Origin of the sequence: Streptomyces monomycini (assembly GCF_022271435.1) — a bacterium.
Lineage (GTDB): Bacteria > Actinomycetota > Actinomycetes > Streptomycetales > Streptomycetaceae > Streptomyces > Streptomyces monomycini.
On sequence record NZ_JAFIQY010000039.1, the window covers coordinates 47,944 to 61,945 of the forward strand.

Below are 14,002 nucleotides of genomic sequence, written 5' to 3' on the forward strand. Positions count from 1 at the left end.
CGTTCACCGGTCCGTCGGCCGCGTCAGTCCTGGACCGCGTCCAGCGCGTCCACGATGCCGTAGCCGTAGTGGCCGTTGACGTGCTGCGTACCGGTGCACGTCTTGTCGGCGGTCGGGCAGCCCGGGTTGTCAGCCTGCATCTTCAGGAGCCACTGGATCTCCTGCGGGCTGGACTTGGGGTGAGTGCTCTTCAGCAGCGCCACGACGCCGGCCACGTGCGGGCTGGCCATCGAGGTGCCCTGGAGGTAGCCGTAGTCACCGCCGGGCATGGTCGACAGGATGCCGCCGTGCTTGGCGGGCAGCTCCGGAACCTGGCGGGAGTCGCCGCCCGGCGCCGCCACGTCGATCACGCCGTTGCCGTAGTTCGAGAAGTACGACTTCAGGCCCTTCACGCCCGTCGAGGCCACCGAGATGGTGCCCGGCAGCTGGCTCGGGACGTCCCAGCACTTCTTCGGGTCGATCGTCCGCGAGGCCGGCGTGGAGTCGTTCGGGCTGGAGGTGTCGGTCAGCTTCGCCGCCGCCAGGTCCAGGTTGGAGTTGCCCGCCGCGGCGACGTTCACCACGCCCTTGTTCTCGGCGTACTTGGCGGCCCGGCCGACGGCGTCCACGATGGCGCCCTGGTCCAGGTCGTCCTTGCAGTTGAACATCCACGGGTCGACGTAGTAGCTGTTGTTCGTCACCTTGGCGCCGTGGTCGGCCGCGAAGACGAAGGCGCACACCACGCTCTCGGCGTAGAACAGGCTCGTCTGCGGCTCGCTGACCTTGATGGCGGAGAGCTTCACGCCCGGCGCCACACCGGCCACGCCCACGCCGTTACGGGCGGCGGCGATGGTGCCCGCGACGTGTGTGCCGTGGTAGTCCTCGGCCGGGTCGTACGGACGCCAGGCGCCGGGGGAGGTGTCCGCCACGCCGCCCACGCAGTTCGCGGACTGCTTGGGGGCGAAGTTGGCCTTCAGGTCCGGGTGGGTGTCGTCCACACCGGTGTCGATGACCGCGACGGTGACCTTCTTGCTGCCCTCGTCGATCTTCGCGGCCTTGTCGGCCTTGATCGCGGGGATGTCCCACTGGAGCGGCTCCAGCGGCTCCTTGTCGTCGCCCGCGGCGTTGGCCACGCGGGCCGCCTTGGCCGCCTTGTCGGCGGTCAGGCGCTCGACCTTCTGGGGCTTGCCGACGTCCGTGGTGGCGGACGCCTTCAGCGGGGACGTACGGGTGGCGCCGGCGGACTGTACGCCCGGCGCCTTGCGTATGGTGGCCGCGAAGAGCGGGTTCGCCGAGTGGACGACGATCACGCCTATCTTCTCGTGGGCGACGACCACCTTGCCGCCGGCCGCCTTGATCGCCTTCGTGACCTTGCCGACCGAGGCGTGGCCCGGCGTGGCGTTCACGACGTACGAGAGCTGCGGTCCGGCAGCGGTGGCGGCGGCCGGGGCCGCGTCCTGGGACGCGGCGGTGGCCGCGGCCGGCAGGAAGCCGAGGGATGCCGTCAGAGCCAGACCGAGCGGCACGGCAAGCGCCCGCACCCGTCTGGATCGGGGATGCGCCATGGGTACTCCACATCATCCGTAAGACCGCCCGAACGCCGATTGCGTACGGGCAGGTGCATACCGCCGTCCGGGGGAATGGCCCCTGCGTGCGGCAAGTCCCCGTGAAGTTATCCGTGTCGACCACGGAACATCAATGGATCAGGGAGAAAACCTGTCACAAGCCGCGGATTGATGTCCCGTCAGACCCTGGTGTCACGGACGGGTCACGTGGCCCCGGGAAGCGCGCCGCAGCGCCGCCAGGCTCAGCGGCGGCAGCACCGGCCGGCGGCCGTACCGGCGGCCCGGTGCCGTCCGTACGGGCCGCCGCGGGACCGCGGCGGCGGCGACGGGAGCGGGCAGCCGCACGGTTCCGTACGGGCGGCGGCCCGGCCCCGGGGGCTCGGTGTGCGGTGTGGACATCACACTCCGCCCGACGAACGGGCCCGGCCGCGGTGGCGGCCGGCACCCGTGCTTCCTGCGGAATTCAACCAACCAACCACTGTCACTTCGGATGCCGCCCCTCTACGATGCGTGATCCGGATCACTTACGCACCCTTTATCGCCGGGCTCCGCCGTCCGCCCTACGCCACCAGGAGATTCCGTGAGCACCGCACCACCGCCCACCGGCCCGGGGCCGCACCGGCCGCCGGACTTCGCCGAGGTCCAGGCGAGCCAGGAGTTCGGCGAACTGCGTCGTTCGTACCGTTCGTTCGCCTTTCCGCTCACCGTCGCCTTCATCCTCTGGTACCTGCTGTACGTGCTGCTCTCCAGCTACGCGGGCGGCTTCATGGGCACCAAGGTCTTCGGCAACGTCAACGTCGCCTTCGTGCTCGGCATCGCGCAGTTCGTGACCACCTTCCTCATCGCCTGGTGGTACGCCCGGCACGCCGCCGCGAAGCTGGACCCCAAGGCCGAGGCGATCAAGTCCCGTGTGGAGGGTGACGCATGAGCGCGGCCGAGCTGATCGTCATCGGTACGGGACGGATCACCACCGGTACGGGACGGCTCGCCGACGGCGCCGCCCAGCTCGCCGCGGGCGGCGCGGGCGAGCACCGGACGCTGATCATCACGCTGTTCGCGGTCTTCGTCGCCGCGACGCTGGGCATCACCGTCTGGGCCGGGCGGCAGACCAAGGGCGCCGAGGACTTCTACGCGGGCGGCCGCCAGTTCAGCGGCTTCCAGAACGGCCTGGCGATCTCCGGCGACTACATGTCCGCCGCGTCCTTCCTCGGCATCGCCGGGGCCATCGCCCTCTTCGGTTACGACGGATTCCTGTACTCCATCGGCTTCCTCGTCGCCTGGCTGGTGGCGCTGCTGCTGGTGGCCGAACCGCTGCGCAACTCCGGCCGGTTCACCATGGGCGACGTGCTCGCGTACCGGATGCGCCAGCGCCCGGTGCGGACCGCCGCCGGCGTCTCCACCATCGTCGTCTCGATCTTCTACCTGCTCGCCCAGATGGCGGGCGCGGGCGCCCTGGTGACGCTGCTGCTCGGCATCACCAGCGAGGCCGGCAAGATCCTGGTCGTCGTCCTGGTCGGCATCGTGATGATCCTCTACGTGTCCATCGGCGGCATGAAGGGGACCACCTGGGTCCAGATGGTCAAGGCCGTCCTGCTGATCGCGGGCACCCTGCTCATCACGTTCCTGGTGATGCTCAAGTTCAACTTCAACATCTCCACGCTGCTGGGCAAGGCCGCCGAGGAGAGCGGCAAGGGCGCCGCCTTCCTGGAGCCCGGCCTGAAGTACGGCGTGACCGCCACCTCGAAGATCGACTTCATCTCGCTGGGCATCGCGCTGGTCCTGGGCACGGCCGGCCTGCCGCACATCCTCATCCGCTTCTACACCGTGCCCACCGCCAAGGCCGCCCGGAAGTCCGTGAACTGGGCGATCGGCATCATCGGCGTCTTCTACCTGATGACCATCGCGCTGGGCTTCGGCGCCGCCGCCCTGATCAAGCCCGAGACGATCATGGCGTCCAACAAGGCGGGCAACACGGCCGCCCCGCTGCTCGCCCAGGAGATCGGCGGCGGCGCCGACTCCACCGGGGGCGCGATCCTGCTCGCGGTGATCTCCGCGGTGGCCTTCGCGACCATCCTCGCCGTCGTCGCCGGACTCACCCTGGCCTCGTCCTCGTCCTTCGCGCACGACCTCTACGTCAACGTCATCCGCAAGGGACAGGCCACCGAGAAGGAGGAGGTGCGGGCGGCCCGCTGGGCGACCGTCGGCATCGGTGCCGTCGCCATCGTCCTCGGCGTCTTCGCCCGCGGCCTGAACGTCGCCGGCCTGGTGGCCCTCGCCTTCGCCGTCGCGGCCTCCGCCAACCTGCCGACGATCCTCTACAGCCTGTTCTGGAAACGGTTCACCACCCAGGGCGCGCTGTGGTCCATCTACGGCGGCCTGGCCTCCTCCGTGCTGCTGGTGCTCTTCTCGCCGGTCGTCTCCGGCAAGCCGACCTCGATGTTCCCCGGCGCGGACTTCCACTTCTTCCCCCTGGAGAACCCGGGCCTGATCTCCATCCCGCTGGGCTTCCTGCTGGGCTGGCTGGGCTCGCTGCTGTCCAAGGAGGAGCCGGACGTGAAGAAGTACGCCGAACTGGAGGTCCGCTCCCTGACCGGCACCGGGGCGCACTGACCGCGGCGCTCCGTACGTCCGTACCGACGGCGGGCGGGGCGACGTCGTAGATCCCTACGACGTCGCCCCGCCCGCCTCGTGACATCTCACCCGTGCTCGCTGTCAGACCCATCGCGTAGGCTCGAAAGCGAACTGATCGGACTCGGGCTGGGGGCTTCAGTGCTCATCGACACATTCGGGCGCGTGGCCACCGACCTGCGCGTCTCGCTGACCGACCGGTGCAATCTGCGCTGCACGTACTGCATGCCGGAAGAGGGCCTGCAGTGGCTCGCCAAGCCCGACCTGCTCACCGACGACGAGATCGTCCGCCTGATCCGCATCGCCGTCACCGACCTGGGCGTCGAAGAGGTCCGCTTCACCGGCGGCGAGCCGCTGCTGCGCCCCGGGCTCGTCGGCATCGTGGAGCGCGTCGCCGCCCTGGAGAACCGCCCCCGGATGTCGCTGACCACCAACGGCATCGGCCTGGAGCGCACGGCCACCGCCCTGCGCGCCGCCGGACTGGACCGCGTCAACGTCTCCCTCGACACGCTGCGCCCGGACGTCTTCCGCGCCCTGACCCGCCGCAAGCGCCACGAGGACGTGCTGCGCGGCCTGGAGGCGGCCCGCGCCGCCGGCCTCACCCCGGTCAAGGTCAACAGCGTCCTGATGCCGGGCTTCAACGACGACGAGGCGCCCGACCTGCTGGCCTGGGCGATCGCCCACGACTACGAACTGCGCTTCATCGAGCAGATGCCGCTCGACGCCCAGCACGGCTGGAAGCGCGAGGGCATGATCACCGCCGGTGACATCCTCGCCTCGCTGCGCACCCGCTTCACCCTGACCCCCGAGGGCCAGGAGGAGCGCGGTTCGGCGCCCGCCGAGCGCTGGACCGTGGACGGCGGCCCGCACCGCGTCGGCGTCATCGCCTCCGTCACCCGCCCGTTCTGCCGCGCCTGCGACCGTACGCGGCTGACCGCCGACGGCCAGGTCCGTACGTGCCTGTTCGCCACCGAGGAGACGGACCTGCGCTCGGCCCTGCGCTCCGACGCCCCGGACGCGGAGATCGCGCGCATATGGAAGCAGGCGATGTGGGGCAAGAAGGCCGGGTCGGGTCTGGACGACCCGTCGTTCCTCCAGCCCGCGCGCCCGATGTCGGCGATCGGAGGCTGACCGCGGCCGCACCGCGGCCGCTCCCCTCGGCGCGGCCGGGGCACCGGCCGCCAGAGGCCGGACCAATGACGGCGGCCGGCCGCAGGCCAGGGGGCAGACAGCGGGTTCCTCGGCCGTCAGCCGGACTCCTCAGCCGTCGGCCGGGCGCCCGGCGGCGCCCTTCTCCCATTCCTCCAGCGTCACGACGTCCTTCAGGAAACCGCGCAGACCGAGGAAGTTGGACAGATGCTCGCGGTGCTCCTCGCAGGCGAGCCAGGTCTTGCGGCGCTCCGGCGTGTGCAGCTTCGGGTTGTTCCAGGCCAGCACCCACACCGCGTCGGCGCGGCAGCCCTTGGCCGAGCAGACCGGGGTGTCCGCCGCGGCTTGCGGCGCTCCGCCGGCCGTACCGGGGAGACCGGGAAAGCCCGGCAGACCCGGGAAGTGCGGTGGTGCGGCATCGCCGGAGGAGCCGGAATTCGGGGCGTCAGGGGAGTTCACGGCCTCAACCCTACGTCGCCATACGTCGCCCTACGTCGCCGCCGGAGCGGACATGGCGACGCCGGGCAGCCACGGGGGGAGCCGCCCGGCGTCGGTCCGTCGCTCCGACGGGGGATGCGGAGCGCGTACGCAGTATGTCACGCGGGAGTGGGCTCGGTGCACCGGAACCGCATGATTGATCTGAGCTTTTCTTGAGCTTTGCGGATCACGCCCGGCTCAACTCGGCTCCCGCCGCGGCCCGTCCGCTTCCGGCCCGGCCGCTTCCGGGACCGGTTCCGCCGGACCGGCGGTGCCCCCGGGGCCCAGCATCGGCCGGGTGGGAGCCGGTATGAAGGTGGACGGCAGTGAACGTACGTTCTCCCGCCCCGCGTTGGCGATGACGACCGCGACGTACGGCAGCAGGATGCCCAGCGCCAGTGTGGCGATGGCCACGTGACGCTCGATGTTCCAGAGCACGGCGGTGAGTACGACGGCCACCGTCCGCAGCGACATCGAGATCACATAGCGCCGCTGCCGGCCGCGCACATCCTCGGTCAGCCCCTGCCGTGCTCCCGTGATCCGGAAGGACTGGGCGCCGGTCTGCTTCCGCATCACGTTCCACCACCTGCTTGTCGTGCCGGATTCTCCCCGGTTCCGCACCGCTCCCACGTTACGCCGCGTCTGCGCCGCCTTCGAGACCGGGGCGCGATACGCCGGGGCCGGGTCCGCCCCGCCGAGCCGCGTACGGTCCGCTCCGGCGTGCGGCGTAGCCGGTCCGGGGCGAAACTGGCTGGGCACGCTCACGTGCGCGCGCCGCATTAGGAGGCGACATGACCTGGTTGTGGGCAATCATCGTCGGCCTGGTCCTGGGCCTGATCGCCAAGGCGATCCTCCCGGGCAAGCAGCAGATCCCGCTGTGGCTGACCGTGGTCTTCGGCATGCTCGGCAGCGTCCTGGGCAACTGGCTGGCCACCGGCATCGGGGTGAACGACACCAAGGGCGTCGACTGGACGCGGCACCTGCTGCAACTGGTCGGAGCGGTGGTGATCGTCGCCATCGGCGACCGGCTCTGGACGGCCATCCGCGGCCACGGGAGAGAAACGACCTGACCGGCCCCGAACGCGGAACGGCCGGTGCGCACCGCGTGCGCACCGGCCGTCGCCGTACCCGGGGGCGGAACGTTCGTCCGCGCGCCCCGGCCCGTACGACTACCGTCCTTCGAGCTGTGCCAGCTTGCGGCCGGCCTTCAGGTAGGCCGCGCCGGAGAGACCGCCGAGCCGCTCGGCCAGGACCTCGCCCAGCGGCCGGATCACCTCGGCCTCGGCGAGCGTCACCGTCTGCTGGCCCTCCGGGGCCTCCACGACCAGGCGCAGCGCGTTCTGCTTGGCCAGCCGGCGGGCCGCCGAGGCGCTCGGCGCGAACTCCAGGACCTTGGTCAGGACCGCGGCCACCGTCTCCGCGCCGTGCTCGGCGACGTCCACCGCCGGCAGGGCGCCGACGTCGGCGAAGGACTTCTTGGAGAACTGCGCCACGAACCCGGCGCGCGCGGCCATCGCCGCCTCCAGGCCGTACAGCGCCGCCACGACCTCGCCCGCCAGAACCTTCTTCAGGTCCATCGGGTGCAGCGTCTTGTCCGCCACCCGGCCCAGCGCGACGGCGATCTCCCCGTCCGTCCACTCCGTCCACGCCTTCAGGTACGGCTCCATCAGCCGGTCCGGCACCGACATGATCTTGCCGAAGACGTCGTCGGCGGGTGCGCTCAGCCCGACGTAGTTGCCCTTGGACTTGGACATCTTGGCGCCGGTGCCGTCGGTGCCCTCGATCAGCGGCATCGTGACGACCAGCTGCGGCCGCTGGCCGCGCAGCTCCATGAGCTTGCGGCCCATCTGGAGGTTGAGCAGCTGGTCGGCGCCGCCCAGCTCCACATCGCACTCCAGCGCCACCGAGTCCAGGCCCTGCGCGACCGGGTAGAGCAGCTCCGTCATCGTCAGCCCGGACCCGGCCGCCAGGCGGTTGCGGAAGTCCTCACGCTGGAGCAGCTGCGAGACCGGCACCTGGGCGAGCAGACCGAGCAGCTCGGGGAAGGTGTACGGCGCCAGCCACTCGCTGTTCTGCCGGAAGCTGACCTTCTCGAAGTCGAAGAACGGCCGGACCTGGTCGCGGTAGCTGGCCAGGTTGGCGGCGATGTCCTCGTCGGTCAGCGGCGGGCGCTCGGCGGTACGGCCCGACGGGTCGCCGATCTTGGCGGTGAAGTCACCGATGATCAGCGTCACATCGTGCCCGAGCCGCTGGAACCGGCTCAGGATGATCAGCGGCACCGCGTGCCCGAGGTGCACGTCGGTGGCGGTCGGGTCGATGCCCAGCTTGATGTGCAGACCCTTGCCGGCGGCGCGGCGCTCCTCGATCCGCTCGGCGAGCCGGTCCACGCCCGGCAGCACCTCGACGGTACGGGAGGCGATCAGCTCGGCCTGCTCCTTGGCGGGCAGGTCCGTCAGGTCGAGATAGCGCCGCTCGCCCGTCTCCTTGAGCAGCTCCGCGACGGTGGCGTCGGCGGAGAGGTCTGCGGAGAGCAGCGAGCTGGCGCGGGCGACGGATTCGCCGAGGCGTGTCATGGCGTTCCTGATCGGTCGGTGTTCCCGTACGGGAGGACAGAGGGAGAGTCTATTAGAGCCGCAGGCCGGCCCCGGTGGAGCCCGCGGCCGGAACCGCCGGGCGTCCGCCCGGCCGGCCACGGGCCCCACCGGCCTCACACCCCCGGACTGACCGAACTCATGTTGAAGTCCGGGACGCGCAGGGCCGGCATCGCCGCGCGGGTGAAGTAGTCGCTCCACTCCCGGGGCAGCGTGCGCTCCGTACGGCCCGCCTCCACCGCCCGTCCCAGCAGGTCCACCGGCGACTCGTTGAAGCGGAAGTTGTTCACCTCGCCGGTCACCTCGCCGTTCTCGACCAGGTAGACACCGTCCCGGGTCAGGCCGGTGAGCAGCAGCGTCGCCGGATCCACCTCGCGGATGTACCAGAGGCAGGTCAGCAGCAGACCCCGTTCGGTGCCCGCCACCATCTCCGCCAGCGACCGGCTGCCGCCGCCCTCCAGGATCAGGTTGTCGATGCCGGGCGCCACCGGCAGCCCGGTCAGCCCGGCGCTGTGCCGGGTGGTCACCAGCCGCCGCAGCTCGCCGTCGCGGACCCAGTCGGTCGGCTCCAGGGGCAGCCCGTTGTCGAAGACGGAGGCGTCGTCGCCGGAGGAGTGGGCCAGGACGAAGGGGGCGCACTCCAGGCCAGGGGCGCCCGGATCGCTGCGCAGCGTCAGCGGCAGCTCCGCGAGCCTCGACCCGACGAGGGTGCTGCCCCCGGGCCGCGAGAAGACCGAACGGCCCTCCGCCGCGTCCCGGCCGGTCGCCGACCACTGCTGGTAGACGAGCAGGTCGGCGACGGCGGACGGCGGCAGCAGGGTCTCGTACCGCCCGGCCGGCAGCTCGACGCGCCGCGCCGCCCAGCCGAGCCGGGTGGCCAGCTCCGCGTCCATGGCCAGCGGGTCCGCGTCACGGAAGTCACGCGTCGACCGGCCCGCCCAGGCGGACCGGGTGCGGTCCGGGGACTTGGCGTTCAGCTCCAGCGTCCCGGTGGGCTGGTCGTGCCGCAGCCGCAGCCCCGTGGACGACCCGAGATACGACGACACGACCTCGTGGAACGCAAACCCGTACAGCTCCCGGTCCCCCTCCCCGGCCCGCTTGAACGCCTCGCCCAGCGCTGGCGCGAAGGTGTCGAAGACCGCGGAGGAGGTCTCGGCGGGGGCCTCGGTGAAGTCCGGCGCCGGCGCCGCACCGGATACCGGCGGCGCGGCATCCTCGGCCGGCCCGGCCGCCCGGGCGGCCGCCTCCGCCTCCCGCACCAGCGGCTCCAGATCGGCGGCGGTCACCGCGGCCCGCGACACCACGCCGGACGCGGTGCCCTGCCCGCCGTCGACGGTGGCGACGACGGTCAGCGACCGCCCGCGGGTGACCCCGTTGGTGGTCAGCGCGTTACCGGCCCAGCGCAGATGGGCGCTGGACCGCTCCTCGGCGATGACCACACACCCGTCGGCCCGGGACAGCTCCAGGGCCCGCTCGACGATCTCGTGGGGCGCGTTCGCCCGCGGCATACGACTCCTCATCGGCCCGCCTCCCGCGCCGTGTTCAAAATACTGACCCCGGTGAACAGCGCCGACGGACACCCGTGCGACACCGCCGCGATCTGCCCCGGCTGCGCCTTCCCGCAGTTGAAAGCCCCTCCCAGGACGTACGTCTGCGGGCCTCCGATGGCAGCCATGGAGCCCCAGAACTGCGGGGTGCTTCCCTGATAGGCAACATCCCGGAGCTGCCCGCAAAGCTGGCCGTCCCGGATGAGGTAGGCCCTCTGCTGGGTGAACTGGAAGTTGTACCGCTGCATGTCGATCGACCAGGACCGGTCCCCGACGACGTAAATGCCGTGCTCCACCCCGGAGATCAGGTCCCGGGTGGACGGGCCCTTCGGGGCGGGTCGCAGGGAGACGTTCGCCATCCGCTGGACGGGGACGTGGGCGGGGGAGTCGGCGAACGCGCAGCCGTTGGAGCGGGGGGAGCCGGTGAGTTTCGCGGTGCGGCGGTCGAGCTGGTAGCCGACGAGGGTGCCGTTTCTGATCAGGTCCCAGGACTGGGCCGCTACGCCCTCGTCGTCGTAGCCGATGGTGGCCAGGCCGTGTTCGGCGGTGCGGTCGCCGGTCACGTTCATCACCTCGGAGCCGTATGCCAGCGTGCCGAGCTGGTCGAAGGTGGCGAAGGAGGTGCCCGCGTACGCCGCTTCGTAACCCAGCGCGCGGTCCAGCTCGGTGGCGTGGCCGATCGACTCGTGGATGGTCAGCCACAGGTTGGACGGGTCGACGACCAGGTCGTAGCGGCCGGGTTCGACGCCGGGGGCGTGCAGTTTCTCGGTCAGGTGGGACGGCATGCGGTCCAGCTCGGCGTGCCAGTCGTAGTGGCCGCCGGTCAGGTACTCCCAGCCGCGGCCCACCGGTGGGGCGAGGGTGCGCATCGAGTCGAACTCGCCGGTCGCCGGGTCCACCGCGACCGCCGTCAGCTGAGGGTGCAGCCGGATGCGCTGCTGCGTGGTGCCGGTGCCGGCGGTGTCCGCGTAGAACTTGTTCTCCTGGACGGTCATCAGCGAGGCGTCGGCGTGCGCCACGCCCGGCGCGGCCAGCAGCCGGGCGCTCCACTCGGCCAGCAGGCCGGTCTTGTCCGCGTCCGGTACGTCGAACGGGTTGATCTCGTAGGAGGAGATCCAGGTGCGGTCCGGGTAGGCGGGTTCGTCCGCCAGCTCGACCCGTTCCGTGGAGCCTGCCGCTTCGGTCACCTTGGCGGAGAGTTTCGCCATCGCCACGGCCTGTCCGGCCACCCGGGCGGCGGCATCCATCGTCAGGTCGACGCCGGACGCGAACCCCCAGGCCCCGTTGTGCACCACGCGCACCGCATAGCCCAGGTCCGTGGTGTCGGAGGCCTCCGAGGGCCGCGCGTCCCGCAGCCGCCAGGAAGCGCTGCGTACCCGCTCCAGGCGGAAGTCCGCGTGGGCGGCGCCCAGCGCGCGGGCCCGCGCCAGCGCGGCGTCGGCCAGCGCGTGCAGCGGCAGCGCGAGGAAGGTCTCGTCGATCGAACGAGGTGTGACAGGCAAGGCGTCCTCCCGTGGTCGGCGCCATGAATCATGCCCTGCGCGGGGCCCCCGGCCCAGCCCGCGGGGCGACCCCGCCGCGGCGCCTTCTGTAGGGACCCGACAGTGACCGGCGTGCGCGCCTGTCCGGGCTCGATTCTCCGTACGAGGCCGGTGACCGATAGTTTCGTAGCGAACGCAGGTCGGACAGGACACGGAAAGGGTGATCTCTTGAGCCGCTCGGTTCTGGTCACCGGAGGCAACCGCGGCATTGGCCTCGCCATCGCCCGGGCCTTCGCCGAGGCAGGCGACAAGGTCGCCATCACCTACCGCTCGGGAGAGCCGCCCGAGGGATTTTTGGCCGTGAAGTGCGACATCACGGACGCCGAGCAGGTCGAGCAGGCCTACAAGGAGATCGAGGAGAAGCACGGCGCGGTCGAGGTGCTGGTGGCCAACGCCGGCGTCACCCGCGACCAGCTGCTCATGCGGATGTCCGAGGAGGACTTCACCTCGGTCCTGGACACCAACCTCACCGGCACCTTCCGGGTGGTCAAGCGCGCCAACCGCGGGATGCTGCGGGCGCGCAAGGGCCGGGTCGTGCTGATCTCGTCCGTCGTGGGCCTGCTGGGCTCCGCGGGCCAGGCGAACTACGCCGCCTCCAAGGCCGGGCTGGTGGGCTTCGCCCGCTCGCTCGCCCGTGAGCTGGGCAGCCGTAACATCACCGTCAACGTGGTCGCGCCCGGTTTCGTCGACACCGACATGACCCGCGCGCTCAGCGACGAGCAGCGGGAGGGCATCGTGAAGCAGGTGCCGCTGGCGCGCTACGCGCAGCCCGAGGAGATCGCCGCCTCGGTCCGCTTCCTGGCCTCCGACGAGGCCGCGTACATCACCGGAGCCGTCATTCCCGTCGACGGCGGATTGGGCATGGGTCACTGATCAGCATGAGTGGAATCCTCGCAGGCAAGCGCATTCTGGTCACCGGGGTCCTCACGGACGCCTCGATCGCCTTCCACGTCGCCAAGCTGGCGCAGGAGGAGGGTGCCGAGGTCGTGCTGACCGGGTTCGGCCGGCTCTCCCTCGTCGAGCGCATCGCCAAGCGGCTGCCGAAGCCCGCCCCGGTCATCGAGCTGGACGTGCAGAACAAGGAGCACCTGGACGGCCTGGCCGCCAAGGTCACCGAGCACTTCGGCGACGACCAGCTCGACGGTGTCGTGCACTCCATCGGGTTCGCCCCGCAGGACGCGCTGGGCGGCAACTTCCTGAACACCGAGTGGGAGTCGGTCGCCACGGCCGTCGAGGTCTCGGCGTACTCCCTCAAGGCCCTGACCATGGCCCTGCTCCCGCTGCTGGAGAAGCGCGGCGGCTCGGTCGTCGGCATGGACTTCGACGCGCAGATGGCCTGGCCGAAGTACGACTGGATGGGCGTCTCCAAGGCGGCGCTGGAGGCCACCTCCCGCTACCTGGCCCGTGACCTGGGCCCGAAGAACATCCGCTGCAACCTGGTCTCGGCGGGTCCGATCAAGTCGATGGCCGCCCGCTCGATCCCCGGCTTCGAGGAGCTGACGGACGTGTGGTCCACCCGCGCCCCGATCGGCTGGGACCTCACCGACCCCGAGCCGGCCGGCCGCGGCGTCGTGGCGCTGCTCTCGGACTGGTTCCCGAAGACCACCGGCGAGATCGTCCACGTCGACGGTGGCGTGCACATGATGGGTGCCTGACGCCCCTCGGCGCCTGAAACGCCGCAACGCTGCCCGTCCCGGTCCGCCGGGGCGGGCAGCGTGCGTGGTACGGGGTTCAGCCGCCGGCCCGGCAGCCGAAGGGGTGCGCGCCCGCCTCGGCCGCGGCGCGCTCGTCGTCGCCCGCGTGGATCGCCGCGACCAGCCGCGCGTGGTCCACATACGCCTCGGGCCGCAGCACGTCGCCCACGTCGGCGCGCAGAAACTCCCGCAGTACGCCCCCGAGGTCGGCGTACAGCTCGGCCAGGACCTCGTTGTGCGAGGCCGCGACGACCGCCATGTGCAGCGTCGCGTCGGCCTCCACGAACGCCGTCGCCGCGCCGGACTCCCAGGCCCGCTCGCGCCGCTCCAGCGCGGCGTCGAGCTGCCGCAGGTCCTGGTCGGTGCGGCGCCGGGCGGCCAGCCGGGCCGCCGTCGCCTCCAGCGCGCTGCGCAGCTCCGCCACGTGCCCGGGGTCGGCGTCCGCGAAGCGGCGGTTCATCACCCCGGCCAGTTCGCTGGTCGCGGCCACGTACGTGCCCGACCCCTGCCGGATGTCCAGCAGACCGTTGTGCGCCAGGGCCCGTACGGCCTCGCGGACGGTGTTGCGGGCCACCCCGAGCTGTTCGACCAGTTCGGGCTCGGTCGGGATACGGGAGCCCACCGGCCATTCACCGGACGTGATCTGCGCCCGCAGCTGGGTGATCACCTGGTCCGCCAGCGCGGAGCGCCGGGGGGAGGTCAGTGGCATGTCAGCGCTCCAGAAGACGGGAGACGGAAGCCCGGCGGGGGGCACCGCGAGAAGCCTGGCAGGGGGGCATCGCGAAAGGCCCGGCGGGGGGCACCGCGAGAGGACGCCGAGCGCCGGAGCCC

At 71.5% G+C, this 14,002-nt stretch carries 14 protein-coding genes; 6 read left to right on the plus strand and 8 right to left on the minus strand.

Going from position 1 to position 14,002, the window contains the following annotated elements; translation table 11 throughout:
• Positions 1–23: 23 nt before the first annotated feature.
• Positions 24–1,544: a S8 family peptidase gene (locus tag JXZ78_RS31885; RefSeq protein ID WP_030021366.1), complete on the minus strand. Its 1,521-nt coding sequence runs from the start codon at positions 1,542–1,544 to the stop codon at positions 24–26.
• 192 nt (positions 1,545–1,736) lie between these two features.
• Entirely contained in the window at positions 1,737–1,943 is a 207-nt protein-coding gene (locus tag JXZ78_RS31890) for a hypothetical protein (RefSeq protein ID WP_030021367.1), read from the minus strand.
• Between the two features lie 181 nt (positions 1,944–2,124).
• Between JXZ78_RS31890 and JXZ78_RS31895 the strand changes: the two genes are divergently transcribed.
• From JXZ78_RS31895 to moaA, 3 genes are all read left to right on the plus strand, one after another.
• Positions 2,125–2,472, plus strand: coding sequence for a DUF485 domain-containing protein (locus JXZ78_RS31895; protein ID WP_030021368.1), 348 nt, complete (start codon positions 2,125–2,127; stop codon positions 2,470–2,472).
• The gene (locus JXZ78_RS31900) at positions 2,469–4,154 is read left to right on the plus strand and encodes a monocarboxylic acid transporter (protein WP_050502641.1); all 1,686 of its coding nucleotides are present in this window, start codon (positions 2,469–2,471) and stop codon (positions 4,152–4,154) included. The genes JXZ78_RS31895 and JXZ78_RS31900 overlap by 4 nt, the downstream gene beginning before the upstream one ends.
• Positions 4,155–4,313: 159 nt before the next feature.
• Positions 4,314–5,303, plus strand: a complete 990-nt coding sequence (gene moaA / locus JXZ78_RS31905; protein WP_030021370.1) for a GTP 3',8-cyclase MoaA — start codon at positions 4,314–4,316, stop codon at positions 5,301–5,303.
• A 129-nt stretch (positions 5,304–5,432) separates the two neighbouring features.
• On the opposite strand, the gene JXZ78_RS31910 is transcribed toward moaA, so the two are convergent.
• Entirely contained in the window at positions 5,433–5,714 is a 282-nt protein-coding gene (locus tag JXZ78_RS31910; protein ID WP_050502647.1) for a hypothetical protein, read from the minus strand.
• Positions 5,715–5,996: 282 nt separating this feature from the next.
• Entirely contained in the window at positions 5,997–6,371 is a 375-nt protein-coding gene (locus JXZ78_RS31915; protein ID WP_030021372.1) for a DUF3099 domain-containing protein, read from the minus strand.
• Positions 6,372–6,589: 218 nt separating this feature from the next.
• Here JXZ78_RS31915 and JXZ78_RS31920 point away from each other — a divergent pair, with 218 nt between their 5' ends.
• Entirely contained in the window at positions 6,590–6,868 is a 279-nt protein-coding gene (locus tag JXZ78_RS31920) for a GlsB/YeaQ/YmgE family stress response membrane protein (RefSeq protein WP_030021373.1), read from the plus strand.
• Between the two features lie 99 nt (positions 6,869–6,967).
• Here JXZ78_RS31920 and tyrS read toward each other — a convergent pair whose 3' ends face one another.
• The 3 genes from tyrS to JXZ78_RS31935 form a co-directional block, all read right to left on the minus strand.
• On the minus strand, positions 6,968–8,371 hold the full coding sequence (tyrS, locus tag JXZ78_RS31925) for a tyrosine--tRNA ligase (RefSeq protein WP_030021374.1): 1,404 nt from the start codon (positions 8,369–8,371) through the stop codon (positions 6,968–6,970).
• Between the two features lie 134 nt (positions 8,372–8,505).
• Positions 8,506–9,897: a metallopeptidase TldD-related protein gene (locus JXZ78_RS31930; RefSeq protein ID WP_030021375.1), complete on the minus strand. Its 1,392-nt coding sequence runs from the start codon at positions 9,895–9,897 to the stop codon at positions 8,506–8,508.
• Positions 9,898–9,905: 8 nt separating this feature from the next.
• Positions 9,906–11,438 carry a TldD/PmbA family protein gene (locus tag JXZ78_RS31935; protein ID WP_030021376.1) on the minus strand — a complete coding sequence of 511 codons (1,533 nt, stop codon included), beginning with the start codon at positions 11,436–11,438 and terminating at the stop codon, positions 9,906–9,908.
• Positions 11,439–11,645: 207 nt separating this feature from the next.
• On the opposite strand from JXZ78_RS31935, the gene fabG reads away from it, so the two are divergent.
• Together fabG and fabI are read left to right on the plus strand one after the other, a co-directional pair.
• Positions 11,646–12,350: a 3-oxoacyl-[acyl-carrier-protein] reductase gene (gene fabG, locus JXZ78_RS31940; protein ID WP_030021377.1), complete on the plus strand. Its 705-nt coding sequence runs from the start codon at positions 11,646–11,648 to the stop codon at positions 12,348–12,350.
• 5 nt (positions 12,351–12,355) lie between these two features.
• A complete protein-coding gene (gene fabI / locus JXZ78_RS31945; RefSeq protein ID WP_030021378.1) occupies positions 12,356–13,132 on the plus strand; it encodes an enoyl-ACP reductase FabI in 777 nt (258 codons plus the stop codon).
• 76 nt (positions 13,133–13,208) lie between these two features.
• Here fabI and JXZ78_RS31950 read toward each other — a convergent pair whose 3' ends face one another.
• Positions 13,209–13,880 (minus strand): FadR/GntR family transcriptional regulator, encoded by a 672-nt coding sequence (locus tag JXZ78_RS31950; protein WP_030021379.1) that lies wholly within the window; start codon positions 13,878–13,880, stop codon positions 13,209–13,211.
• Positions 13,881–14,002: the final 122 nt, after the last annotated feature.